Origin of the sequence: Gordonia sp. McavH-238-E (genome assembly GCF_022348225.1) — a bacterium.
GTDB lineage: Bacteria > Actinomycetota > Actinomycetes > Mycobacteriales > Mycobacteriaceae > Gordonia > Gordonia terrae.
Window position 1 is genome coordinate 43,177 of record NZ_JAKRFE010000010.1, and the last position, 25,576, is coordinate 68,752.

The following is a 25,576-nucleotide window of genomic DNA, read 5'->3' on the forward strand; positions in this document are numbered from 1 at the left end:
AGTTGAGGGCGATGAATGAGACTTCCGCCGCATGAGTACTTCCGATCACGGCGAGCACGACGCCCCGACCGACCCCTCCGTGGGCACGTTCGACGACCTCGAGATCGATCCGCGCGTTCGCGCCGCCGTCACCGACGTGGGCTACGAGACGCCCTCGCCGATTCAGGCGGCCACCATCCCGACGCTCCTGTCGGGGCGCGACGTGGTGGGTCTGGCGCAGACCGGTACGGGTAAGACCGCAGCCTTCGCCATCCCCATCCTGTCCCGGCTCGACACGTCTGCGCGGACTCCGCAGGCGCTGATCCTGGCGCCGACTCGTGAGCTCGCTCTGCAGGTCTCCGAGGCGTTCGGCCGCTACTCGGCCCATATGCCCGAGGTGAAGGTCCTGCCGATCTACGGCGGGCAGTCCTATGGCGTCCAACTCGCCGGGCTGCGTCGTGGCGCGCAGGTCATCGTCGGTACCCCGGGTCGTGTGATCGACCACCTCGACAAGAAGACGCTCGACATCTCGGGGCTGGAGTTCCTCGTCCTCGACGAGGCCGACGAGATGCTGACGATGGGCTTCGCCGAGGACGTCGAACGCATCCTGGCCGAGACCCCGGACACCAAGCAGGTCGCCTTGTTCTCGGCGACGATGCCCAGCGCCATCCGGCGTCTCGCGCAGCGCTACCTGAACTCGCCGCAGGAGATCACGGTCAAGGCGAAGACCGCGACCGCGCAGAACATCACGCAGCGCTACCTCCAGGTCTCCCACCAGCGCAAGCTGGATGCGCTGACGCGGTTCCTCGAGGTCGAGACCTTCGACGCGATGATCGTGTTCGTCCGTACCAAGCAGGCGACCGAAGAGCTGGCCGAGAAGTTGCGGTCCCGCGGATTCTCCGCGGTGGCCATCAACGGCGACCTCGCGCAGGCGCAGCGTGAACGGACCATCAACCAGCTCAAGAACGGTTCGATCGACATCCTGGTCGCGACCGACGTCGCCGCGCGCGGACTCGACGTCGATCGCATCTCGCACGTCGTCAACTACGACATCCCGCACGACACCGAGTCGTACGTGCACCGCATCGGCCGCACGGGTCGCGCCGGTCGTTCGGGCAACGCGCTGCTGTTCGTCTCGCCGCGCGAGCGCCACCTGCTGCGCGCCATCGAGCGCGCCACGCGACAGACGCTCACCGAGATCGGTCTGCCCAGTGTCGACGACGTCAACGCGCAACGAGTGGCGAAGTTCGCCGACTCCATCACGCAGAACCTGTCGTCGGACAATCTCGATCTGTTCCGCGGGCTGATCGAGAACTATGCGCGGGACAACGACGTCGCGATGGCCGACATCGCCGCCGCGCTGGCACTCGAGACGCGGGACGGCGGATTCCTGATGACCCCGGATCCGCCGCAGTCGGAGAAGCGCCCCGAGCGCGAGCGTGCACCGCGTCGCCCGGGCGCGAGCTTCGCGACGTACCGGATCGCCGTCGGCCGGAAGCACAAGGTGTCGCCCGGCGCGATCGTCGGTGCCATCGCCAACGAAGGCGGCCTGACCCGAGCCGACTTCGGCAACATCAGCATCCGCGACGACTTCAGCCTCGTGGAACTGCCCGACGACCTCGACAGCGAGACCCTGTCCAATCTGCGGCACACGAAGATCGGCAAGAACCCGATCGACATCCGCAAGGACATGGGGTCACCGCGTACGCGTGGCGGCGGCAAGCGCGGAGCGGGTGGTCATGGTGGCGGACGCGACGGTCGCCGCGGCGACAGCTGGGGTAAGCGTCCGTCACCGCGCGTGGCCGGTCGCGGTCGCCACTCCTGAACCGACCCGGACTGTCCCGCCGCCGGCGGGCTCCCAGTACCAGAAACTGCGTACAACGGCGCACTTCTGAGAGCTGCGTGAGAAAACTTGTCAATTCGAGATCGTTCCGTAACCTGGTCGACGGGGGTCATCCCGCGGGGTCACCATGCGGTGGTCACCGCGAAACACGATGTACACGGACAAAATTCGAGCAACAGGGTTGGTGAGTCACCGGTGTCAGTGGTGAATTCGATTTCGGCAGCAGAGGCAATGAATCACAGCCGCGAGGGGCACGCAGTGGTCGTCGATGCACGTCCGCAGGTGGTGCGACATCAGGGCAGCCTGCCCGGTGCGCTCGTGGTCGATCCGACCGAGGTGCCGAGGCGGTTCACGCCCACTCCCTCGGGCACCTTCCCGGTCATCCGCGATCGCGACACCGAGATCGCCGTCGTGTCGGTCCGCTCGGAGGCGCCGCGCATCGCCGAACAGATCGCCGACTGCGGCTACACCAACGTGCGTTACGTCGACGGGGGTTACCGCGCGCTGCGTTCGCGCACCGTCGGCTGAAGCACCCGCGAGAGAATCCGGCGCCGTCCCGCGCGACTGCGCGGGTCCCTCTGACCAGCGTCTTGTAGCGTAAGAGTCGCCGGCGACGAGAGGAACACATCGGTATGCAGGATGACACTCGCGAAGTGCTGCGCGATCAGGTCACCCGGCTGATGTCGTTTCTGGCTGATCTCGTCCGGTCCCGCTCCGGGGACGTGCTCGACATCGCCGATCATCCCGGTCACGTCTGGCTCGGCCCTTCCACCTCCATCTCCGCACGTACGAACGCGGTCCCGGGGCAGGTCGTCGTGGAGCTGCGACCGGAGGACGCCGGACAAAACGACTCGGGCCACGCCGACCTCGGCGAGCTGGTCGACGACCTCCTCGACAATCCCGAAGACCTCGAGCTCGTCGTCGCGTCGGCGCTGGTCACGGTCCGGCAGGCCGCGAACGACGACGCGGCGCCGCTCGTCCGGGAACACCTTCTCACCCAGGCGCTCGTCGCCGAACGCGACGCCGACGACACGATCCGGTTGTCCCTGGCTGCCGGGTCGTCCCCGGCCCTGCACGACACGCATCTCCTGGCGGCGCTGGACGGTCTCGATCTCGCGGGTGCGGTCAAGATCCGCGGCAAGCTGGCCGCGCAGGCGTCGGTGCTGACGGCGAAGACCACCGAGCTGATGGCCGAGTGGCGCGACGCGATCGACGTCGACACCGAGCGCGTGACCCTGTCGGTCGAGACCCGTCCGGCAGTCGTGCTCCGCCGGCGTGGCGTGGAGAACTCGCTCGCGTTCTACGACGCGATCATCGACGACCTGCGGGACGAGGGTTCGGACGTGCCGGTCGGACTGGCACAGCTCGTCCGGCCGATCGAGGCCGCCGACCGACTCGCCGCCCTTCGGGGTGACGGCGTTCTCGATCCCGCGGGGCTGGTCGCCGATGCGCTGTTCCCGCTGCCGTCCAACGTCGAACAACGCGACGTCCTCGCCCGGCTCGGCGCCGACACCGGTGTGGTGGTCGAGGGTCCGCCCGGCACGGGAAAGACCCACACCATCGCCAACGTCACCTCGGCACTGCTGGCAAAAGGTCAGCGGGTCCTGGTGGTGAGCGAGAAAGCTCATGCGCTCCACGTCCTGCACGACATGCTGCCGCCCGCGCTGCGGGCGCTCACGGTGTCGATCGCCGATGTCTCCCAGGACAGTGCCGAGGGGATAGTGGACGCGGTGACCGAGCTCGCCGAACGCAAGGCGTCGTTCACTCCTGGGGTCGCCGACGCCGAGATCGCCGATCTGGCTGCTAGGCGGGAACATGCTCTGCGGCAACGGGATCAGACGCTCCGCGACCTGTGGGATCTGCGCGCCGGGGAGACCGAGACACACGAATGGGTCGCGGGGGACTACCGCGGCTCCCCGGCGCAGATCGTCCGGCGGGTACGGGCCGACGCCGCCGCGTTCGACTGGCTGCCGGGCCCTGTGCACGGCGCCGTGCCGCCGCTGGACTCGGCCGAGTTCGTCCGGCTCGCGGAGTTGCTCGCGAGCACCGGGGGCTCCACCTCGCGCATCGCACAGCGCTTCGTCGACCTCGATGACCACCTGCCCGACCCGGGGCAGATGGATGCGATCTGCGAGCGGATCGCGTCCCGGCCCCGCGGACCGATGGCCGGTGCCGAGACCCTGCTGTCTGTGCTCGACGGGGTCGACAGTGGCCGCTTGGTCCGGATCAAGGACATCTGCGATGACCTGGCCGTGGCGTCCGGCGAGGTGTCCTCTTACCCGCGTCCGATGATCGACATGGCCGACCGGTTGCTCGCCGGTCGGGCCGCGCACCTCTGGTCGCGGGTGACGACGCTGTCGCCGGTCATCGCCGAAGCTGCTCGCCGGGACCGCGATCTGGGCGGGCACGCGGTCGTCGTCGACGGCAACCGGCCCGGGGACGCCGCGCTGTTCGATGCCGCCGCCGACTTCCTGCGGGACGGCGGTCAGTGGCGGGGACGGCTGCGCCGCTCGCCCGAGCAGCGCGCCGTGGAGGACGCGCCGGTGCGGGCGACGGTGGACGGTCGTCCGCCCCGGGACGAGGCGTCGCTGCGGCGGGTCGCCGATCACCTCACCGTCGTCGACGCGACGCACCAGGTGCATCGCATCCTCGCGGACCTGCACGTCCCGGTCGACGCCTCGGGGTCACGGTCGGCTCAGCTGGACCACCTCGTGCGCCTCGACACCCAGCTGTCATGGATCTCCCGGTTGCTCTCCGGGCGTGAGCATCTGGTGCGCGAACTCGAGGCGATCAGCCCCGGCGGTCCGCGCCCGCGCACCGTCGCCGAGGTGGCCGAGGTGGCGCATCAGGCCCGGTCGGTCGCCGTTGCCAACGACGCGGTCCTGGCCGAGCAGGAACTCGCCGATCGCGTGTACGGGCTGACGACCGAACTCGAGAAGGGGCCGTCGCCGGAGGGTGACGCGCTGCTCTCGGCGCTGGGTACGGCCGATCCGGCTTCGATCCGCGATGCTCGTCGTGCCTTCACCGCGGCCGCGGCCGACGCCGACGAGCAGAACGCCCTCGAGCTCCTCGGACTCCGATTACGTGGCCGCGCACCCGAACTCGCCAAGATCATGTGGGCCGGTGCGCAGGATCCGGTCTGGACCGAACGCGCTCGGGACATGGGCGCGGCATGGGCGTGGCGATTCGCCCACACCTGGGCGCAGGACCGTAGCGATCCGCTCGCCGAGGACCGGTTGCAGTCGGCACTCGACGCCATCGACGTGGACATCGCGTCCCTGACCACTCGTCTCGCGTCTGCGCAGGCCATCCGGGAGCTGCTGACACGCACCACATCCGGCGAGCTGCAGGCCGTCCAGTCCTACCGCGACCACATGATCAACCTGGGCAAGGGATCGGGCAAGCACGCCAATCGTTTCCGGCGCGCGGCGCGCGAGGCCATGGTCGAGGCGCAGAATGCCGTCCCCGCCTGGATCATGTCGATCAGCCAGGTGGCCGAGACGTTGCCGCCGCGCCGCAACTCCTTCGATGTCGTCATCGTCGACGAGGCGTCGCAGGCCGACATCACCAGTGCCTTCTTGCTGTGGCTGGCTCCCCGGGTGATCGTGGTGGGCGACGACAAGCAATGTGCGCCCGCCGGTCTGAACGGCACGACACTCGACTCGGCGTTCGCCGAACTCGACGCCGCGCTGCCGGATCTGCCGACGTATCTCCGCGACGGGCTGACGCCGCGGTCGAGTCTGTTCTCGTTGCTGCGCAGTCGGTTCGGCAACGTCGTCGGCCTTCGCGAACACTTCCGGTCGATGCCCGAGATCATCGAGTTCTCGTCTCGCCAGTTCTACGGGTCCGCACCACTGATCCCCGTGCGCCAGTACGGTTCCGACCGGCTCGAACCGTTGCGGGCGGTCGCGGTCGACGGGACGGCGACGGGAACCGGCAACGGTGTCGTCAACGACGCCGAGGTGGGCGCGATCGTCGACGCACTGCGGGGCTGCCTGGCGGATCCGGCCTATGACGGACTGGACTTCGGCGTGATCGCATTGCAGGGCGTCAAGCAGGTCGAGGCGATCGAGAAGGCGCTGCACACCGAGTTCGATCCCGACACCTGGCGTTCCCGCCGGATCCGGGTCGGGTCCCCGCCCGATTTCCAGGGCGACGAGCGACGCGTGATCTTCCTGTCGATGGTCGTCTCGGATGCCGGTGCGATCTCGGCGCTGACCCGGGCGGAGTCGCAACGCCGATTCAACGTGGCGGCGACTCGTGCCATGGACCAGCTGTGGCTGTTCCATTCGATCGGCCTCGACGAGTTGCGCCCCAACGACCTTCGCCATTCATTGCTGTCCTATGTCACGGCGAACGAGGGGCCGTCGATCGGGGTCATGCCCATCGACGTCCCGGATGACCGTCGCGTGCCTCCGTTCGACAACCTGCTCGAACAGCGGGTGTTCAACCGCCTCGTCGCCCTCGGCTACCACGTCACCCCGAAGGTCACGGTCAACAACCGCGTCGTCGACCTGGTCGTGCTGGGTGCCGATGCCCGGATGGCCGTCGAGTGCGACGCCGACGAGTTCGCCGGAACCGGACAGCAGGCGCGCTCGGATCTCGAGCGTGAGCGTGAGTTGCGTCGTTGCGGTTGGCAATTCGTGCGGGTGCGCGAGTCGGAGTTCGAACTCGATCCCGATCGCGTCCTGGAGTACGTCGCGACCGCGCTCGACGAACGTGGATGCAAGCCGGGCTCCCTCGTCGCTGTTCCGACCGCGGACACCGCCGGCGACGCGGTGAGGTGGCAACCGATCGATCTCACCGCGGGGGAGTGACGCCGGCCGCGCCCGGTCCGCCGGTCAGCGCACTGATCTGAGCAGCGCGGGCAGGCCGACCGCGGCGGGCATCCGCAGGCTGTGGGTCACGACGTCGGACAGCGCCGACGGCGCCGGGTTGAACTCGATGACCGGGATGCCCGCGCGCACCGCTCGCTCCGGCAACGCGGCTGCCGGGTAGACGATCCCGCTGGTACCCACGACGAGCACCACCTCCGCCGCGCGAAACGCCTGATCTGCACGCTGCCAATCCGATTCGGGCAGCGCTTCGCCGAACCAGACGATGCCGGGCCGCACGACACCACCGCAGCGCGGGCAGGTGGGCGGGTCGACGCGTGGGTCGTCCGCCGGCGTCGCATCGGGGCGGTCAGCGGGGTCGGGATATGCGCCGGGGCCGTCGTACGGGGTGCCGCAGACCGAACACCGGGGGGCGAACAGGCTGCCGTGCAGATGGCTGACGACGTCGCTGCCCGCCCGCTCGTGAAGATCGTCGACATTCTGCGTCACGACCATGACGGTGCGCGAGGCGGCGAGCTCGGCGAGTGCGAGGTGGCCGGCATTCGGCTGCGCGGCAAGCACTTCGCGAGCGCGCCACCGGTACCACCCCCAGACCAGGGCCGGGTCGCGCGCCCACGCCTCGGGGGTGGCGAGTTCGGCGGGGTCGAACTTCTCCCACAACCCGGTCTGGGCGTCCCGGAAGGTCGCGATCCCGCTCTCGGCCGACATGCCTGCGCCGCTGAACACCGTGATCCACTCCGCGCGACGCACGAGGTCGGCGACCGCGTCCGGAATCGGTTCGCCGGAGTCCGGGTCCGGTGTCCCGGCGAGGGTCATCCGGCGGACCCGATGCAGGCGCGTACCAGGGCGGCGGTCTCGTCGGGGTCGGGATCGCGGCGGACCAGGAAGCCCTTGGCGAAGCTGAGCTTGTCGCCGTCGTGCCGCGGCACGACGTGCAGATGGGTGTGGAAGACGGTCTGGAAGGCCGCGCGGCCGTCGTTCAGTGCAAGGTTCACGCCGTCGGCCGACATCGGTCCGGTCTTCATCGCGGTGGCCAGTCGCTGGCCGGCGCGGAAGAGCGAGGCGCCGATCGCCGGGTCCAGGTCGTCGAGCCCGGACGAATGGACGCGCGGCACGAGGAGGGTGTGCCCGCGGGTGACGGGGCGGATGTCGAGGAAACCGAGCACGTCGTCGTCGGAGTACACGATGCGCCCGGGGGATGTGCCGTCGACGATGCCGCAGAAGATGCAACTGCTCATATGCGCGACTCTAGGGCACCGGGGTCGGCGGGCACTCCGGGTCGTGACGCGCGGCCGTGCTCCACATCACATCACGTTTTGATAACGGTTGACCGAACGGATGCTCGGTCGTTGGCGTACCCCTGGGTGTGTTGCCTGGCCTGGCGGTTTTCCGACCCTTCCCATGGCGGTTGGCACGGTGGCCCAAGTTACCCGCGGGGTTACTCGTCGGTATACCCGTAGGTCACCGACAAACATGAGGGTTCCCTCACTTTCGTGTGTCATCATAGGAGTCACGTTCACGCCGACACCGGCTCCCCAAGAGTCGGTGCTCGTCAATGTTGTTGTGCAGCAGGCGTGTTCCTTTGTAGTACCAGCTAGCTCGACCCGGCAGTGTCGCCTCGGCGGCCGGTTGTGCGCGCGACGTCGACGAGACCGTTCACGGCAGCGCACGCCATACGCCGCTGCTGACAGCGTTTCTCGCGGCCACAGCGACCGCGCACCCGCCGCCCGCACAACACCCACAACATCTACCGCACCGCACCTACGCACTCCGCAAATCCACACTCTGAGACCGACCACCACAGAGGAGTATCCGTGACCGTCGACCAGTTCCGCTCCGGCTCGCAGGGCGCCGCCAACGCAGAACGCCCCACCGCCACGCTCATCGAGCGACTCACGCAGGGCGAGCCCTACGCGATCAGCTTCGGCGGGCAGGGCGGCGCATGGCTGCCCACGCTGACCGAGCTGGTCGTCGACGCCGACCTCGAACACCGGGTCGCCACGATCGTCGATTCCGCCGAACGGCTCGTCGAGCCGGTCGCCGACGAACTCGTCGTGGCACGTGTGTCCGGGTTCCACCCCCTCACCTGGGTCCACGCCCACGACGCGGGAGACGACGTCCCCGCCGAGGCCACTCTCGCCGACTTCACCCTCTCCGGCCCGGGCGTCCTGCTCACCCAGCTCGCCGCTGTGGAAGCCCTCCGCAAACAGGGTCTGGACACTGCCGCGCTGCCGCCGAACGCGGTGGTCGGGCATTCCCAGGGGTCGCTGGCCACCGATGCGGTCGGTGCCGACGGTCGGGTCGCGGAATCCGGCCAGGGTCTGTTGCTGGCGGTTGCGCACCTCATCGGTGCAGCCGGTTCGCTGACCGCGCGCCGCCGCGGGCTGGGCGTCACCACCGACGGCACGCCGATGCTCGCCCTGACCAACATCAGCCCGGCTCGCGTCGACGAGATCCTGGCGCAGTACCGCGACGGCCTGCCCGAGAGCGATCTGACGACGGCGCCGGTCGTCGCCATCAGGAACAGCCGTACCGCGGTGGTGCTGTCCGGTGCGCCGCGGCACCTCGCCGCCTTCGCCGCCCTCTGCGAGCGGATCGCCGCGACCGAGGCCGATGAGCGTAAGCGCAAGGTCACCGGTGGGGCACCCTTCGCGCCGAAGTTCGACCACCTGCAGGTGTCGGTCGCCTTCCATCACCCGGCGATGGCCGAGGCCGTCGAACTGGTCGGCCAGTGGGCCGATCGGTGCGGCATCGACCGCGATCTCGCCACCCGCCACGCCCACGACATCCTCGTCGGGCACGTCGACTGGGTCGCGTCGGTCGACGCGATCGTCACCGGTGGCGCCAAGTGGGTCCTGGACTTCGGACCCGGAGACATCGCCACCCGCCTCACCGCCTCACTCGTCCGCGGACAGGGCGTCGGACTGGTTCCGGCCGCTCTGCGCGTCGGACAGCGCAATCTGTTCAGCCCGGGTGGCGTGCCCGAGGTCGCCACGCCGTGGTCCCAGTTCGCGCCGACCCTCGTCGAACTGCCCGACGGGCGCACCGTCGTCGAGACCTCCTTCACCCGGCTCACGGGACGGTCGCCGATGCTGCTCGCCGGCATGACGCCGACCACCGTCGATCCCGCGATCGTCGCCGCTGCGGCCAATGCCGGGCACTGGGCGGAACTGGCCGGCGGTGGCCAGGTCACCGAAGAGATCTTCGCGCGCAACATCGCCACGCTCACCGACCTGCTCGAGCCCGGCCGCGAGGCACAGTTCAACGCGCTGTTCCTCGACCCCTACCTGTGGAAGCTGCAGCTCGGCGGCAAGCGCATCGTGCAGAAGGCGCGTGCGCAGGGCGCCCCGCTCGACGGCGTGATCGTCTCCGCGGGGATCCCCGAGCTCGAGGACGCCGTTGCACTCGTCGACGAGTTCGTCGAAGCCGGACTCCGATTCGTGGCCTTCAAGCCCGGCACGGTCGAGCAGATCCGGTCCGTGGTGCGCATCGCGGCCGAAGTGCCGCACCACCCCATCATCGTCCAGATCGAGGGCGGTCGCGCCGGCGGTCACCACTCGTGGGAGGACCTCGACGACCTGCTGGTCGCCACCTACGGCGAGCTTCGTGCCCGCCCCAATGTCGTGATCTGCGTCGGCGGCGGCATCGGCACCCCCGAACGCGCCAGCGAGTACCTCACCGGCACCTGGTCGGCCGCCCACGGCTACCCGGCCATGCCATTGGACGGCATCCTCATCGGCACCGCGGCCATGGCGGCGAAGGAAGCGACGACCACCCCTGAGGTCAAGCAGCTCCTCGTCGACACCGCCGGTATCGACGAGTGGATCGGAGCCGGTCACGCCACCGCCGGAATGGCCTCCGGCCGGTCCCAGCTCGGCGCCGACATCCACGAGGTCGACAACACCGCCTCACGGTGCGGTCGACTGCTCGACGAGGTCGCCGGTGACGCCGAGGCCGTCGCCGCCCGCCGCGACGAGATCATCGCCGCGATGGCCGACACCGCGAAGCCCTACTTCGGCGACGTCGCCACCATGACCTACCGCGAATGGCTCGACCGATATGCCGCCCTGGCCGTCGGCGACGCCCGTGGTGAACAGGTCCCGTGGGCCGACATCACCTGGCAGCAGCGCTTCGTGGAGATGTTGCAGCGCACCGAGGCGCGCATGCACCCCCAGGACTCCGGGCCCATCCCGACGATGTTCGCCGAGGCCACCGCCGCCGCCGATCCGCATGCCGCGATCGACGCGCTCGGCAGCGTGTACCCCGAGATCGACACCGACATCCTGCATCCCGCGGACGTCGCCTTCTTCCTCGAGCTCTGCCGCACTCCCGGCAAGCCCGTCAACTTCGTGCCGGTCATCGACAAGGACGTGCGCCGGTGGTGGCGCAGTGACTCCCTGTGGCAGGCCCACGATCCCCGCTACGGCGCCGACGCCGTGTGCGTGATCCCGGGGCCGGTTGCCGTCGCGGGCATCACCCGCGTCGACGAGCCCGTCGGTGAGTTGCTCGACCGATTCGAGGCGCGCGTCGCCGCCGACCTACAGGCCGCAGGGGAGCGTCCGGCCGCCGTCGCCTCCCGGCACCGCGCCGGGCTGGCCGACGAGGCCGGCGTGCTGACCTCGGTGCTGGAGTCCGACGACGTCAGCTGGGCGGGCCGGATCGTGGCGAGTCCGATCGCATTGCTCGGTGATCGTGACGCCTGGACCGTGGTCGGACCCGAGCGGGCCGAGCACGCCGTGAGCGGAGCGGTCCTGGAACAGGTCGCCGCCGATGCCGTCACCCGTTTCGACCTCGTCGTCCCGATCTCGGGTGCGTCCGTGCGCATCCCGCTGCTGGCCGGCGAGAGCCTGCGCGACGGCGGTTCGCCGCTGGTCGGCCTCGACGACGCGTCGAACGCGATGCGCGAGATCCTCACCGTGGCCGCCGGCGGCAGCCTCGCCGAGGTGAACGACGGTGTGTCGGTCACGACTGTCTCCTGGCAGCCGGACTCGGTCGCCGACCACGCGGCGGTGACCGGTTTCTCCCTGCCGCCACACCTGCGCCCGACCACCCCGACCGACCCGTTCGGGTTCGCCGTGCCCGACACCCTGGTCGGCGCCTGCTGGCCGAGCGTCTTCAGCGTCATCGGCGCCGCCCGCACCGATTCCGGTGACCCGGTGGTCGAGGGACTGCTCGATCTGGTCCACCTCGATCATGCGATCGCGCTGACCGGCGAGATCCCCTCCGCGGCTGCCGAACTCACCGTCACCGCGCGTGCCGGCGCGGTCCGTGACGCCGACGTGGGCCGAGTTGTCGAGGTGTCGGTGGAAGTCGCCGGGCCGGACGGCCCGATCGCGACGCTCGACGAGCGTTTCGCGATCCGTGGACGCCTGGGCGCCGCTGAGCTCACCGACCCGGCCCGGGCCGGAGGTGCGCCTGCCGCCGAGCAGTCGGCCACCCGGAAGCTGATCCGGACGGCCACCATCACCGCGCCGAACCGGATGAACGGCTTCGCCGTCGTGTCCGGTGACCGCAACCCCATCCACACCGACGCGTCCGCGGCCAAGCTCGCCGGTCTCGGTGACCCGATCGTGCACGGGATGTGGTTGTCCGCGGCCGCCCAGCAGGTCGTCACCGCGACCGACGCGAAGAACCCGACGCCGTCGCCCCGTCCGCTGATCGGCTGGACCGCACGCTATCTCGGCATGGTCCGGCTCGGCGACCGCATCACCGTGCGTGTCGACCGGGTGGGCCTCGACAACGGCCGCGAGGTCGTCGAGGTGAGCGCCAAGGTCGGCGACAACCTGGTGATGAGCGCGACCGGCCTGCTCGCCGCGCCGCGCACCGTCTACGCATTCCCCGGCCAGGGCATCCAGAGCAAGGGCATGGGACTCGACGCCCGGTCCCGGTCGAAGGCCGCCCGGAAGATCTGGGACCGCGCCGACAAGCACACCCGTGCGGCACTCGGTTTCTCGATCCTGGCCGTCGTCCGCGACAATCCGACGACGCTCGTCGCCAACGGGACCACCTACAACCACCCCGACGGCGTGCTGTACCTGACGCAGTTCACCCAGGTGGCCATGGCGACGCTCGGCGTCGCCCAGATCGCCGAACTCAAGGAATCCGGCGGGTTCGTCGAGGGCGCCATCACCTGTGGTCACTCCGTGGGCGAGTACAACGCGCTGGCCGCGTGCGCCGGAGTGCTGCCGCTCGAAGCCGTCCTGGAGGTCGTGTTCCAGCGCGGCGAGGCCATGCACCACCTCGTCCCGCGGGATGAGCAGGGACGCAGCGACTATCGGATGGCGGCCATCCGGCCGAGTCAGTTCGGTCTGGCCGATGCCGAGGTCACCGCGTTCGTGTCCGGCGTCGGTGCCGAGGCCGGCGAGTTCCTCGAGGTCGTCAACCTCAACCTGCTCGGCTCGCAGTACGCGATCGCCGGCACGGTTCGTGGCCTCGAACTCCTCGAAGCCGAGATCGACCGGCGCCGCGCCGAATTCGGCGGGAAGCGGGCCTTCATCCTGATCCCGGGCATCGACGTCCCGTTCCACTCCAGTGTGCTGCGTGCCGGCGTCCCGGAGTTCCGCGGCAAGCTCGCCGAACTGCTGCCGGCCGACATCGACATCGACATCCTCATCGGTCGTTACATCCCGAACCTGGTGCCCCGTCTGTTCAATCTCGGGCGCGACTTCGTCGAGGAGATCGCGGCACTGGTGCCGTCGGATCCGCTGAACGAGGTCCTCGCCGACTGGGATGCCTGGGAGGCGACGCCGAACGAACTCGCCCGCGTGGTCCTGATCGAGCTGCTCGCCTGGCAGTTCGCCAGCCCGGTGCGGTGGATCGAGACCCAGGAACTCCTGTTCAGCGGACCCGAGCGGAACGGGCTGGCGGTACAGCGCTTCGTCGAGATCGGTCTGAAGGGAGCCCCGACGCTGTCGGGTCTGGCCACCAACACGCTCAAGCTCGACGACTACGCCGCGGCCACCACCGAGGTCCTCAACGTCGAGCGGGACACCGACACGATCCTGGCCAAGGATGCCGGTCACGAGCCCGACGAGGACGAACTCGACGTGCCCGCGGCGGCCGAGACGTCGGCGGCGGACGCCGCCCCGGCGCCCGCGGCCGCGCCCGCCCCGGCCGCTCCTGCGGCTCCCGCGGGTGGTCCGCGGCCCGATGACATCGCCTTCACCCCCTCGGACGCGGTGAAGTCCGTCATCGCACTGTGGACCAAGATGCGCGTCGACCAGATCGGCTCCGCGGACACGATCGAGGCGCTGTGCGACGGCGTGTCGTCGCGGCGCAACCAGCTGCTGCTCGACATCGGCGGCGAACTCGGCCTCGGTGCCATCGACGGTGCCGCCGAAGCCGACATGACCGCGCTGTCGTCCACGGTCGAGACCCTCGCCCGCGGATATCGCCCGCTGGGCGCGGTGCTCACCGACGCGGTGAGCGATCAGGTGCGCAAGGTGCTCGGTCCGCTGGGCAAGCGCCAGAACTACATCACCGACCGCGTGTCGAGTGTCTGGCAGCTGGGCGAGGGGTGGGGTCTGCACACCACCGTCGCGCTGGCGCTGGGCACCCGGGACGGTGCGTCCGTCCGCGGTGAGGCCCTGGGCAACCTGCTCGACGGGCCGCTGACGAACACCGACTCCCTCGATTTGCTCATCGACAAGGCCGTGTCCGCGGTGGGTGCGGTCAAGGGCATCCCGGTCGGCAAGCCGGCGGCCGAATCCGGCGGTGGCGCAACGGTCGACGCCGCGGCGCTGGGTGAGTTCACCGAACAGATCACCGGTCGCTCCGGCGCGCTGGCGTCGGCTGCGTACACCCTGCTGGACAAGCTCGGACTCGCCGAGGTCGCCGATCTCGCCGAGGCGGCTGCGGACCCGAACGCCGAGCTCGCCGAGCTCGTCAGCGCCGAACTCGGTTCGGACTGGGCCCGGACCGTCGCGCCCGCGTTCGACGCCGCCAAGGTCGTCCTCATCGACGACCGGTGGGCCACGGCCCGCGAGGATCTCGTCCGTCTCTGGCTGACCGATGAGCACGATCTCGACGCCGACTTCGACGCGATCGTCGGTGGGTTCGCCGGAGCCGGGGACACCGTCGCCGACCACGCCACCTGGTGGCAGGGCAAGGCCCTCGCGAACGGAAACGCCGTGCACGGCCGCGTCTTCGGCGCGATCGCGCATGCTGCGGAGAACCCGGAGAAGGGTGGCTACAGCGGTGAGATCGCCGTCGTCACCGGCGCGAGCAAGGGCTCCATCGCCGCCGGCGTGGTCGCCGGGTTGCTCGCCGGTGGTGCGACCGTCATCGCGACGACGTCGCGACTGAACTCCGACCGTCTCGCGTTCTACAAGAAGCTGTACCGCGAGAACGCCCGGGCCGGTGCCGCGCTGTGGATCGCCCCGGCGAACATGGCCTCCTATGCCGACGTCGACGACCTGGTCGGCTGGATCGCGGCCGAGCAGACCGAGAACCTCGGTGGCACGACGGCAGTGGTGAAGCCGGCGATGAAGCCGACCTTGCTCTTCCCGTTCGCCGCACCGCGGGTCGCCGGTGACCTCACCGACGCCGGTGGTCGTGCCGAGCTGGAGATGAAGGTTCTCTTGTGGTCGGTGGAGCGGCTCATCGGCGGTCTCGCCGACGTCCACTCCGATCACGACATCGCCGCCCGCGTGCATGTCGTGCTCCCCGGTTCACCGAACCGCGGCATGTTCGGCGGCGACGGCGCGTACGGCGAGAGCAAGGCCTCGCTCGACGCTCTCGTCCAGCGGTGGTCGGCCGAGGAGTCCTGGGGCTCCAAGACGACGCTCGCCCACGCGCTGATCGGCTGGGTGCGCGGCACCGGCCTGATGGGCCACAACGACGGCATGGTCGACGCGGTCGAGGCGGCGGGTGTGCGCACCTGGAGCACCGCGGAGATGGCGGCGAACCTGCTGACGCTGTGCACGCCCGAGCAGCGGTCGAGCGCGGTGAGCGCACCGGTGCTCGCCGACTTCACCGGCGGCCTGGACAGCTCGACCGACCTGAAGGCGCTCGCGGCCACCGCGGCGGCGGCCGCCGAGGAGTCCACGGACACCGACGAAGAGCCGGCGACAACCGTCGCGGCGTTGCCCGCACCGGCGCGCGCGCCGAAGGCGATGCGTCCCGAGTGGCCCGCGATCGACGCCCGACCCGAGGACCTGGTGGTCATCGTGGGCGCCGGCGAGCTCGGCCCGTTCGGTTCGGCCCGCACTCGCTTTGAGATGGAGGTCGACGAGAAACTCTCGGCCGCAGGTGTTCTCGAGCTCGCCTGGAACACCGGACTGGTGCACTGGGATTCGGCGCCGAAGCCGGGCTGGTACGACACCGAGTCCGGAGACCCGGTGCCGGAGAGCGAGATCGCCGATCGGTACCACGACGAGGTCGTCGCGCGCTGCGGCATCCGCCGCTACGCCGACGACGGCGCGATGGTCGACAACACCTCGCCGCTGCTCACCTCGGTCTTCGTCGACGAGGACCTGACCTTCACGGTCAACTCCGAGGCCGAGGCGCGGGCGTTCGCCAGTGCCAACCCGGAGAAGACCCGCGTCGCGCAGAACGCCGACGGCGACTGGCAGGTCACCCGCCTGGCGGGCACCGAGATCCGCGTCCCGCGTCAGTTCGCGCTGACCCGGACCGTGGGCGGTCAGATCCCGACCGGCTTCGACCCGACCCGCTGGGGCGTCAGCCCCGACATGGTGGAGTCGATCGACCGGGTCGCACTGTGGAACCTGGTGGCCACGGTCGACGCGTTCCTGTCGTCGGGCTTCACCCCGAGCGAGCTGATGCGCTGGGTGCACCCCGGTCTGGTGGCCAACACGCAGGGCACCGGCATGGGCGGCATGACCTCGATGCGCGACCTGTACGTCAACACCCTGCTGGGGGAGGCGAACGCGAACGACATCCTGCAGGAGGCGCTGCCGAACATCGTTGCGGCACACGTGGTCCAGTCGTATGTCGGGAGCTACGGCGCGATGATCCACCCGGTGGCGGCGTGCGCGACGGCCGCGGTGTCGGTCGAGGAGGGCGTCGACAAGATCCGCCTCGGCAAGGCGCTGTTCGCGGTCGCGGGCGGCTTCGACGACCTGGGTATCGAGGGCATCGTCGGCTTCGGTTCGATGTCGGCGACCGCGGACTCGGCGAAGATGACCGCGCGCGGCATCGACGACCGCCGGTTCTCGCGGGCCAACGACCGTCGACGCGGCGGGTTCGTCGAATCGGCCGGCGGCGGCACGATCCTGCTCGCCCGCGGCGACGTCGCGGCCGAGATGGGGCTGCCGGTGCTCGGTGTGGTCGCGTGGGCACAGAGCTTCGGCGACGGCGTGCACACCTCGATCCCGGCTCCGGGTCTCGGTGCCCTGGGCGCGGCTCGCGGGTCGCTGTCCTCGCCGCTGGCCCGTGCGCTCGGCTCGCTCGGTGTCAGTGCCGACGATGTGGCGGTCGTGTCGAAGCACGACACCTCCACCAAGGCCAACGATCCGAACGAGTCGGAGCTGCACGAGCGGCTCGCGGCGGCGATCGGCCGCGGCAAGGGCGCACCGCTGTTCGTGGTGTCGCAGAAGTCGCTGACCGGTCACGCCAAGGGTGGCGCGGCAGCCTTCCAGCTCATCGGCCTGTGCCAGATCCTGCGTGACGGCGTCATCCCGCCGAACCGCAGCCTCGACTGCGTCGACGACAAGATGGCGGAATACCCGCACCTGGTGTGGCCGCGCGAGACGCTGCAGCTCGGCGAGCGGTTCCCGCTCAAGGCCGGCCTGCTGACCAGCCTCGGCTTCGGCCACGTGTCCGGGCTCATCGCGGTGGTGCACCCGGAGGCGTTCATCGCCTCGCTGAACCCGGCGGAGCGCGACGCCTACCGTCAGCGCGCCGACGAGCGCACGCGTCAGGGCAGCCAGCGCTTCCTGCAGTCGATCTGCGGTGGCGAGCCCGCCTACCAGCGTCCGCCGAACCGTCGCTTCGACGAGTCGGTCGACGAGCACGACGCCGAGGCGGGCATGCTGCTCGATCCGCAGACCCGTCTGGATGGCGCCGACGTCTACGTCGCCGGTGAGCCGGTGGCGGGAAGCCGGTGACACCCGGTGAGTCCGACGGTGCAGGCGAACCCGCGGGGATGAGCGTCCTCGGGGTGGGGATCGACATCGTGTCGATCCCGGAGTTCGGCGAGCAACTCCGGCAGCCGGGTACGACGTTCGCCGACCGGTTCACGGTCGGCGAGCGTCGGGACTCGGCCGCCGGGACCGGTGACGACGCCCGGCATCTGGCCGCCCGCTGGGCGGCCAAGGAGGCCGTCGTGAAGGCGTGGTCGGTGAGCCGCTTCTCGCGTTCGCCGCTGCTGCCGCTCATCCGGCACAGCGACATCGAGGTCGTGACCGACACCTGGGGCCGCCCGGCCATCCGGCTGTCCGGCGAGATCGGTGAACACTTGCGCGACACGAACGTTCACGTGTCGCTGACCCACGACGGCGACACCGCCGCCGCCGTGGCGATCCTCGAGGGCAGGTAGCCCCGCCCACGCTCAGACCGTCGTCGACTCCTCCAGGAGCAGGTAGCCCGCGAGCATCCGCTTCAGTTCGGCGACGGTCTCGTCGTGGTCGTGGCCGTCCTGTACGGAGAAGCTCAGCAGCGAGTAGGCCGTGTGGACGAGCACCTGGGACATCATCTCGCGTCGCTCGCGTTGAGACGGCGTGAGCGGCGCGATGATCCGTGCGACCTGTTCGGCGAGGACGCGTTCGTTCAGTGACGCGGTCGCACGGGTCGCCGGGGTGGATTGAACGGCGAGCCACACCGCTCGCCGCGACGGGTCGGTGCGCCACAGCGCCGCGAGGTGGTCGAGGAACTTCTCGAGCAGACTCGGCCACTCGAGGGACGGCACCTCGGACGAGAACGCGGTGAGCTCTTCGCGGACGTCGACGGTGTCCTGGCGGTCCAACTCGCACACGATGACGTACTTGTTCGCGAAGTACTGGTAGAGCGTCCCGATGGGGACCTCGGCTCGGGTCGCGATCTCCTCACACGTCAGCGACTCGAACCCGACGTCGATCAGGAGCTCCCGGGCCGATTCGAGCATCGCCTGGAACTTGCGCTTGCTGCGCTCCTGCGTGGGCCGTTTGCGCGGCACCAGCGGTTCGGCGGACTCGGGCATCGGGTGGCTCAGACAGACAGGTCGCGGCGCAGTTTGGCGACGTGCCCGGTGGCGCGGACGTTGTACTGGGCCAGTTCGATCGTGCCGTCGGCATCGACCAGGAACGTCGACCGGATGACGCCGGTGACGGTCTTCCCGTACATCTTCTTCTCGCCGAACGCCCCCCACTCGGTGAGCACCTTCTTCTCCGGGTCGCTGAGCAACGGGAACGTGAGCCCCTCGGCCTCGACGAACTTCGCGAGCTTGGCCGGCTTGTCGGGGGAGATGCCGAGCACGGCGATACCCGCCTCGTTCAGCTCGCCCAGATTGTCGCGGAAGTCGCAGGCCTGCTTGGTGCAACCCGGGGTGGATGCCGCGGGATAGAAGTAGACGACGACTTTGCGTCCGGCGTAGTCCGACAGCGAGACCGGGTCGCCGCCGGCGTCGGGCAGCGTGAACGGCGGGGCCTTGTCGCCCACGGACAGTCGGGTGGTGGTCTCTGCCATGAGAGCCAGGCTAATGCATGGCCACATGCCCGGATGCCGGGATGTCGTAGCATCGAGACGCTGCCATCTGGCGGTTCATCCCCGGCCCCGAGAGGTCGTTCGGCCGGTCGGGGAAGCGGAGAGACAAACGAGAAGCGCCGGAAGGATGCAACGTGGCCGGAGATACCGAACGTATCGAGCAGGACATCGCCAAGGCCCGTGAGGACCTCGCCAGCACGCTCGACGCGCTGGCCGAACGCACCAGCCCGCAGCGGCTCGCCGACGACGCCAAGTCCAAGGCCCTCGCGACCCTGCAGACACCCGCGGTCAAGTACGCCATCGCCGGCGTCGGTGCGCTGGTGCTGCTCATCGTCGTGCGCAAGGTCGCGTCGAAGTGATCTGCTGACTCCGCCGGGGGCGGGGCGAGTTCGCCCCTGCGGGCCCGTCGTGCGGCAGAAACCGCGCCGACCAGGCGATTTCACTTCTGCCGCGAGGGTCCTGTAAGGTTCCTTCTCGCAACGCCAAGCGCCATTAGCTCAATTGGCAGAGCAGCTGACTCTTAATCAGCGGGTTCGGGGTTCGAGTCCCTGATGGCGCACAGAGTCCACAAGACGCCTCGCATCGAGCGGGGCGTCTTGTGGCATCTCAGCGGGTTTCGGTCGCCGGCGGCGGTCGATGAACAACAGGTGAACGTTCGGCGTTTCGGGTGCGCAACACGCCACTCGAACGGATGACGGGCGAAGTGTTCGGTCCGATTTCTCGTACACTGGTCCGCGTCATCGGGTTCGGAATGTCCGGTTCGGCGGTTCGGGGTCGTGATGTCAGGTTTTCACAGGTTGCGGGGCAGCGTGACCGACCGGTTCGGGGTCGGGACGCCGACAGGCGGGAGTGAGATGGGGATCGGTCGTACTCGGCGGATGCCGCTGATCATCAGCGGTGTGATGTTGGCAATCGTCGCGCTGGTGACGTCGTGCACGCAGGAAGCGTCGTACTCCGACAACGTCAGCAGTTCCAGTCTTTTCGACGACCTGCTCAAGCCCGGTCTCGAGATCACCGAGTGGGCCGAACGTCCCCTGAACGACAACGCGGTCGGCGTGCAGCCCGGCGCACCCATCAAGGTGAAGACCAGTGAGGGCACGATCAGCCGGGTGCTGATCAAGAAGTCCGACGGCACTCCCGTCAAGGGCACCCTCGCCGACAACGACACCGTCTGGGTCAGCGACGAGGCCCTCGGCTACAACCGCACCTACACGCTGGAGACCGACGCCGTCGGCATCGGTGGCGCGGTCACCAAGAAGGTCACCTTCACGACCAGCAGCCCCAACAACCTGACGCAGGCGTACCTGACACCGAGTCCCGGCGAGACCGTCGGCATCGGGCAGCCGGTCGCGGTGAAGTTCGACGAGCCGATCGCGGATCGTCGTGCGGCGCAGCGCGCCATCCGGATCACCACCGACCCGCCGGTCGAGGGTGCCTTCTACTGGATCAGCCCGAGCGAGGTCCGGTGGCGGCCGGCGGAGTACTGGAAGCCGGGCACCAAGGTGCGCGTCGCGGTCAACACCTACGGCATCGACCTCGGTGACGGGCTGTTCGGCCAGGAGAACGTGCGCACCAACTTCACCGTGGGACGCTCGATGGTCATCACGGCCGACGACAACACCAAGCAGGTCGTCTTCGAACGCGACGGCAAGGTCATCCGGACCATGCCGACGTCGATGGGCAAGGCCGGCGACGAGACCGACAACGGCATCTACCTGGTCTCGGACAAGCACGACCACATCATCATGGACTCCTCGACCTACGGTGTGCCGGTCAACTCGTCGAACGGCTACCGCACCCCGGTCGACTACGCGACGCGGATGTCCTACAGCGGTATCTTCTTCCACTCCGCACCGTGGTCGGTGTGGGCGCAGGGCAACACCAACACGAGTCACGGCTGCCTGAACCTGAGCCCGGAGAACGCGCTGTGGGTCATGGAGAACACCCTCCGCGGCGACCCGGTCGTCGTGAAGAACACGACGGGCGGAACCCTGTCGGGCACCGACGGACTCGGTGACTGGAACATCCCGTGGTCCGTCTGGCGTAAGGGCAACGCCGACAACACCTGACGCTCAGCGTGCGGTGGCGACGCGGAACGTCCGGCTCGTGCCGGTGACGGGTCTCGTCGACCCGCTCGCGTCGCGTCGGTCCCCGAAGTAGCGGATGCGGTACACCCCGGACGCATTCGCGGGTGACTTCCAGGTGATGGTGATGCGCGACGTGTCCGGACTGCCGGCTGGTCGCGCCCACCGGAACTCCGTGGACCAGTCATTGTCGTCGGCGACCGTCGTCCACTCGCCCCCGGTGCGCCGGTGCACCTCGAGGTAGGTCCGGCCGTGCCGGAAATCGTTGTTGGGGTGGGCTCCGACGAACTGCACGGTCACCGTCGAACCGGGGTGGTAGGTGGCGTCGGGCTGGCGCAGGACGTCGCCGAAGCGACGTCCTGCGATGGGACGGTCGGCGGGCACCGGTGGCACCAGATCGGGCTGTAGGCCCGACTTGTCGACCGGCGCCGGACCGCGGCCGATCCCGCGCCCCGACGCCATGGCCGCTGCGAGCGCGGCGAATTCCTGGAGATAGGCCGACAGGGTGTACCGGCCGTACTGGGTCTCGCCGCCCTCATAGTGCTGCAGGTCGTATTCCTCCGGCGTCGTGACGTACTGGGTGTAGGCGTTCGCGAAACCCTGCACGAGAACGTTGTCGAGGTCGGTGCGCAGTTCGTCGGCGACGACCTGTCGAAGCCGCAGACCGGCGACGACGGTCACCTCGGCCGGCACGCCGACGAGCACGATCTCGCCGATACGCATCAGCTGCAGCGGCACCACCGACGGAATCCAGCCCGACGGCGGGAGCAGACCGAGCGGGAACGCGATCAACTTGGGCGCCTGCATGTCTCGCATCCAGGGGGCGATCGGCGGGACGCGGTCACCACCGAGGGCGGTGACAAGGGGGTTGGTCATGCCCTCGACGAGAAAGGGGAGCGGCTGCTCGTAGTTGTCCTCGCTGCTGGTCGCCACCGCGCCCGCACCCATCATCGCGGGAGTGGTCGACGCCGGACGCCCGTCGGGTGTATAGGTACCCGAGATCGAGACCGACGACATGTCGACGTACCGCACGATCGAATCGACGCCGCCCTGCGTCATCGGGCGGGCGGCCTCGAAAGCGCGCCGGCCCGCGATGTACTGACGCTCACCGATGAGTTCGCAGTTCCGGCGGTTGTCCGAGGTCGGTCCGCTCGGATCGAACTGCGCCAGGGCGAGGTTCGGTGTCATGTCACCGGAGTTCGTCTGCGGGAACGCGGCGACGAATCCTGGTTGCGCACGTTCCCACAGGTGGCTCGCGTACCCCTTGTTGTCGCCGGCGATGAGGACGTTGCGGTCGGTGAGGGACGTGCCATGGGTCGGGAACCACGTGATCGCGCCGATGTCCCGGCCCCCGAAACGGTCGTGCTGACGCAGTCGGAGGACCGTGACCTGCGGGTCGATCGCGTTGGGGAAGTGGCGCCTGTCCGACGACGGGTTCGCGTCGAAGGCGACCCGGGATCGGTTGCGGCTGGCGTCGTGCAGTTCCTCTCGGCCGACCGTCAGGGTTCCGGGCGCGAGGTTCTCGTGTGCGCGGACGATGGCCGCGAACATGCCATCGACCTCGGCGTCATAGGAGTTCTTCTTGAACCCGAACGCTGCGAGGGAGTATGCGTAGTCCCAGGACGTGCCACCACACGAGGCGTGCGTGTGCTGCGCGTTCAGGTTCACGTTCGATTCGGTGTAGAGCGACCCGAACCGCTTGCGCAGCTTGGCCATCAGACCCATGTGATGCGACTGGAACAGGCAGGCGAGGTCGGCGGTGAGGAAGACGATGCGCTTGCCGGTGGCGCGGTCGACCACGATGTAGGCCCGCGCCCAGCAGCGCTGGAGAAGTCCGGCCGCGATCTGCTCGGGATTGGAGTACCCCATCATGCCCTGCCCGGCGACCGCGCCGGTGACGTCCGCGATCCCGCAGCCGACGAGATGGTTCGTCGATTCGGCAGGCGATGCGGTGGTCTGGCCCGCGGCGAGGGTGCTGCCGAGCGCCGCACCGGCGGCGGTCGTGGCGGCACCGGCCAGCCACTGTCTGCGTGTGAGGTCCACGTGGCGTCCTTCCGGGCGTCGGACGACACCGCCAGACGTCCGGTGTCATCGCGGCACGCACCCCGACGGTACGGCCGTGTGATCGTGCCTCGTCCGAGGCGTCGATCTCAGTCCTTGTCGCTGTGGTCCCGGTCGCCGGGGATTCCGACGATGAAGCCGATCCCGATGATGATGCACGAGATCAGCGCGACAGCAGGCATGACCCAGTAGGAAGGCATGGGGTGGACGTTACTGTGCCCCATGCTCATGCGCCGGGCTTCGGGGACTTTTGAGGTCGAAGGTCCCCGGTCGGGTGCGACCACCGAAACGACGGGCCAGATGTAGCTCGTCGTTGCGCCAGGAGCAACGACGCACTACATCTGCATGCCCGACCGGAGTCCGGCCAGCGCATCGGCCAGGTAGTCGTCCTCGGCCTCGTTGCCGGGCAGGTCGAGTGCTCGGCGGTAGGCGTCAGCCGCGCCGACGTCGTCGCCCAGTTCCGAGAGCGTGAGCGCCCGCGCGATGTGGAACGGCCGGAAGCGGTCGAGCTGTGGATCCGACCGCAACTCATCGAGCATCGCGATGCCGCGCGCCGGGCCGTGGGCGCGACCCACGGCGACAGCGCGGCCGACGCGCACCACGGGACCGGGATCATGTGCCTCGAGCAGTCGGTACAGGACCGCGATCTGAGCCCAGTCGGTCTCCGTCGCGGTCGGTGCCTCGGCGTGCACCGCGGCGATTGCCGCCTGGATCGTGTACGGACCCGCATCTGGTTGTGCGGCCGCATTTTCGGCGAGAGCGATGCCCTCGTCGGTGAGGCTTCGGTCCCAGAGACGGCGATCCTGGTCGCCCAGCGGGACCGGCCTTCCGTTCCCGTCGAGTCGCGCCGGACGGCGAGCCTGGGTGAGGAGCAGCAAGGCGAGCAGCCCGGACGTCTCGGCGCGAGGGAGCAGAGACCGCAGGGTTCGTGCGAGGGTGAGGGCCTCGCCGGTGAGATCGTCGCGGATGTGCGCGTCGCCGCTCGAGCGGGCGAATCCCTCGGAGAACATCAGGTAGACCACGCGCAGAACCCCGCCGAGCCGGGCGGGGAGGTCGTCGTCGCGCGGTGGGGTGAACGGAACCCCCAGCGCGCCGATTCGCTTCTTGGCGCGCACGATTCGCTGCTGAGCCGTCGGGACGCCGATCAGCAGGGCGTGCGCGACCTCCGCGGTGGTCAGGCCGGCAACGAACCGGAGGGTGAGCGCGATACGGTCCTCGGTGCGAAGCACGGGGTGGGTGCAGGCGAAGAACATGCCGAGTCGCTCGTCGGGGAGCTGCGGCGGCGGCGCATCGGCCGGGTCCGCGAAACCCGCAGGCGCCGGGGCGCGTTCGGTCTCGGCGTGCAACCGGGCGAGCTTGCCGGCGAGAACGGATTCACGTCGCACCACATCGAGTGCCTTGCGTTTGGCCGTCGTCGTCAGCCAGGCCTCCGGCGAGTCCGGGACGCCGCTCCGGGGCCAGGTGGTCAGCGCCTGGGCGATCGCGTCCTGAACCGCGTCTTCCGCGAGGTCGAGGTCGCCGAATTTCCGAGTCAGAGTGGCGAGTACACGCGCGCGGACATCTCGGTCGATGCCGGACACCGCCCGGCGGGTCACGGACCCCATGGGCCTCATGGACTCCGTGGCCGCCGGACGATGCGGAGGACTCGTCATCGCTCAGTAGGGTGCGAGCGGTCGGATCTCGACGTGGCCGCCGGGCGCCGAACCGGGGCTGCGTCGGGCCCACTCGATCGCCTCGTCCACGTTCGCGACGTCGATGACGTAGACCCCGCCGACAAACTCCCGCACCTCCGCGAACGGTCCGCTCGACGCCACGACACGTTCGCCGCTGTCGTCGGTGTGCACCACCGCGCGCTCGTCCTCCAGAGCGAAGGAGCTGACCACGACACCGGCCTTGGTGATCTCCTCGTCGAAGGCGAAGAACTCCTCGGGACTGGCGCCCCCGTCCTCACCACACGCCGGATCGTTGACGTGTCCCATGAGCAGCAATGCGTACTTCATTGTTCCTCCAGTTCTCGGCCGGACGCACCTCGGTGCGGATGTGGCCATCATGTCGAACCGGATCGGTCCGACACCATGGTGACGTACGGGGAACACAGGTATCGACAGCGCTGCGAAAAAGATTCGGGGTGGATG

General features: G+C 69.3%; 14 protein-coding genes and 1 tRNA gene. 8 read left to right on the plus strand and 7 right to left on the minus strand.

Annotated features, from left to right (window positions below; genetic code table 11):
• The first annotated feature begins 31 nt into the window (after positions 1-31).
• The 3 genes from MHN80_RS16670 to MHN80_RS16680 all read left to right on the plus strand — a co-directional run bounded on the left by MHN80_RS16670 (position 32) and on the right by MHN80_RS16680 (position 6,639).
• Complete coding sequence (locus MHN80_RS16670; RefSeq protein WP_239402700.1) at positions 32-1,804, plus strand: DEAD/DEAH box helicase; 1,773 nt, start codon at positions 32-34, stop codon at positions 1,802-1,804.
• 213 nt (positions 1,805-2,017) lie between these two features.
• Positions 2,018-2,350: a rhodanese-like domain-containing protein gene (locus MHN80_RS16675; RefSeq protein WP_033203518.1), complete on the plus strand. Its 333-nt coding sequence runs from the start codon at positions 2,018-2,020 to the stop codon at positions 2,348-2,350.
• Between the two features lie 104 nt (positions 2,351-2,454).
• Positions 2,455-6,639, plus strand: a complete 4,185-nt coding sequence (locus MHN80_RS16680) for an AAA domain-containing protein (RefSeq protein ID WP_239402701.1) — start codon at positions 2,455-2,457, stop codon at positions 6,637-6,639.
• A gap of 24 nt (positions 6,640-6,663) precedes the next feature.
• On the opposite strand, the gene MHN80_RS16685 is transcribed toward MHN80_RS16680, so the two are convergent.
• Positions 6,664-7,473 (minus strand): NAD-dependent deacylase, encoded by an 810-nt coding sequence (locus MHN80_RS16685; protein ID WP_275447828.1) that lies wholly within the window; start codon positions 7,471-7,473, stop codon positions 6,664-6,666.
• A complete protein-coding gene (locus MHN80_RS16690; RefSeq protein WP_064571485.1) occupies positions 7,470-7,895 on the minus strand; it encodes an HIT family protein in 426 nt (141 codons plus the stop codon). Before MHN80_RS16690 ends, MHN80_RS16685 begins: the two co-directional genes overlap by 4 nt.
• Before the next feature lie 576 nt (positions 7,896-8,471).
• Here MHN80_RS16690 and MHN80_RS16695 point away from each other — a divergent pair.
• Both MHN80_RS16695 and MHN80_RS16700 read left to right on the plus strand, forming a co-directional pair.
• Positions 8,472-17,723: a type I polyketide synthase gene (locus tag MHN80_RS16695; protein ID WP_239402702.1), complete on the plus strand. Its 9,252-nt coding sequence runs from the start codon at positions 8,472-8,474 to the stop codon at positions 17,721-17,723.
• Positions 17,724-17,761: 38 nt separating this feature from the next.
• The gene (locus MHN80_RS16700) at positions 17,762-18,154 is read left to right on the plus strand and encodes a holo-ACP synthase (RefSeq protein ID WP_033203568.1); all 393 of its coding nucleotides are present in this window, start codon (positions 17,762-17,764) and stop codon (positions 18,152-18,154) included.
• A 12-nt stretch (positions 18,155-18,166) separates the two neighbouring features.
• On the opposite strand, the gene MHN80_RS16705 is transcribed toward MHN80_RS16700, so the two are convergent.
• A complete protein-coding gene (locus tag MHN80_RS16705; protein WP_033203516.1) occupies positions 18,167-18,793 on the minus strand; it encodes a TetR family transcriptional regulator in 627 nt (208 codons plus the stop codon).
• 8 nt (positions 18,794-18,801) lie between these two features.
• Positions 18,802-19,278: a thioredoxin-dependent thiol peroxidase gene (gene bcp, locus MHN80_RS16710; protein ID WP_239402703.1), complete on the minus strand. Its 477-nt coding sequence runs from the start codon at positions 19,276-19,278 to the stop codon at positions 18,802-18,804.
• A gap of 152 nt (positions 19,279-19,430) precedes the next feature.
• On the opposite strand from bcp, the gene MHN80_RS16715 reads away from it, so the two are divergent.
• The 3 genes from MHN80_RS16715 to MHN80_RS16725 all read left to right on the plus strand — a co-directional run bounded on the left by MHN80_RS16715 (position 19,431) and on the right by MHN80_RS16725 (position 21,365).
• The gene (locus MHN80_RS16715; RefSeq protein ID WP_004019562.1) at positions 19,431-19,655 is read left to right on the plus strand and encodes a DUF3618 domain-containing protein; all 225 of its coding nucleotides are present in this window, start codon (positions 19,431-19,433) and stop codon (positions 19,653-19,655) included.
• A 127-nt stretch (positions 19,656-19,782) separates the two neighbouring features.
• Positions 19,783-19,855 (plus strand) — tRNA-Lys (locus MHN80_RS16720).
• Between the two features lie 319 nt (positions 19,856-20,174).
• Positions 20,175-21,365, plus strand: coding sequence for an Ig-like domain-containing protein (locus MHN80_RS16725; protein ID WP_004019563.1), 1,191 nt, complete (start codon positions 20,175-20,177; stop codon positions 21,363-21,365).
• A 3-nt stretch (positions 21,366-21,368) separates the two neighbouring features.
• Here MHN80_RS16725 and MHN80_RS16730 read toward each other — a convergent pair whose 3' ends face one another.
• From MHN80_RS16730 to MHN80_RS16740, 3 genes are all read right to left on the minus strand, one after another.
• Positions 21,369-23,423, minus strand: a complete 2,055-nt coding sequence (locus tag MHN80_RS16730; protein ID WP_239402704.1) for a neutral/alkaline ceramidase — start codon at positions 23,421-23,423, stop codon at positions 21,369-21,371.
• Positions 23,424-23,776: 353 nt separating this feature from the next.
• Positions 23,777-25,045: an RNA polymerase sigma factor gene (locus MHN80_RS16735; protein WP_239402705.1), complete on the minus strand. Its 1,269-nt coding sequence runs from the start codon at positions 25,043-25,045 to the stop codon at positions 23,777-23,779.
• A gap of 51 nt (positions 25,046-25,096) precedes the next feature.
• Positions 25,097-25,441, minus strand: a complete 345-nt coding sequence (locus tag MHN80_RS16740; protein WP_004019567.1) for a YciI family protein — start codon at positions 25,439-25,441, stop codon at positions 25,097-25,099.
• Between the last annotated feature and the right edge of the window lie 135 nt (positions 25,442-25,576).

Bases quoted from the DNA above. Each gene is read 5' to 3' on its own strand.
- MHN80_RS16705 (WP_033203516.1), bottom strand. From the start codon at position 18,793: ATGCCCGAGTCCGCCGAACCGCTGGTGCCGCGCAAACGGCCCACGCAG.
- MHN80_RS16735 (WP_239402705.1), bottom strand. From the start codon at position 25,045: ATGGGGTCCGTGACCCGCCGGGCGGTGTCCGGCATCGACCGAGATGTC.
- bcp (WP_239402703.1), bottom strand. From the start codon at position 19,278: ATGGCAGAGACCACCACCCGACTGTCCGTGGGCGACAAGGCCCCGCCG.
- MHN80_RS16700 (WP_033203568.1), top strand. From the start codon at position 17,762: ATGAGCGTCCTCGGGGTGGGGATCGACATCGTGTCGATCCCGGAGTTC.
- MHN80_RS16725 (WP_004019563.1), top strand. From the start codon at position 20,175: ATGCCGCTGATCATCAGCGGTGTGATGTTGGCAATCGTCGCGCTGGTG.
- MHN80_RS16680 (WP_239402701.1), top strand. From the start codon at position 2,455: ATGCAGGATGACACTCGCGAAGTGCTGCGCGATCAGGTCACCCGGCTG.
- MHN80_RS16670 (WP_239402700.1), top strand. From the start codon at position 32: ATGAGTACTTCCGATCACGGCGAGCACGACGCCCCGACCGACCCCTCC.
- MHN80_RS16740 (WP_004019567.1), bottom strand. From the start codon at position 25,441: ATGAAGTACGCATTGCTGCTCATGGGACACGTCAACGATCCGGCGTGT.
- MHN80_RS16690 (WP_064571485.1), bottom strand. From the start codon at position 7,895: ATGAGCAGTTGCATCTTCTGCGGCATCGTCGACGGCACATCCCCCGGG.
- MHN80_RS16685 (WP_275447828.1), bottom strand. From the start codon at position 7,473: ATGACCCTCGCCGGGACACCGGACCCGGACTCCGGCGAACCGATTCCG.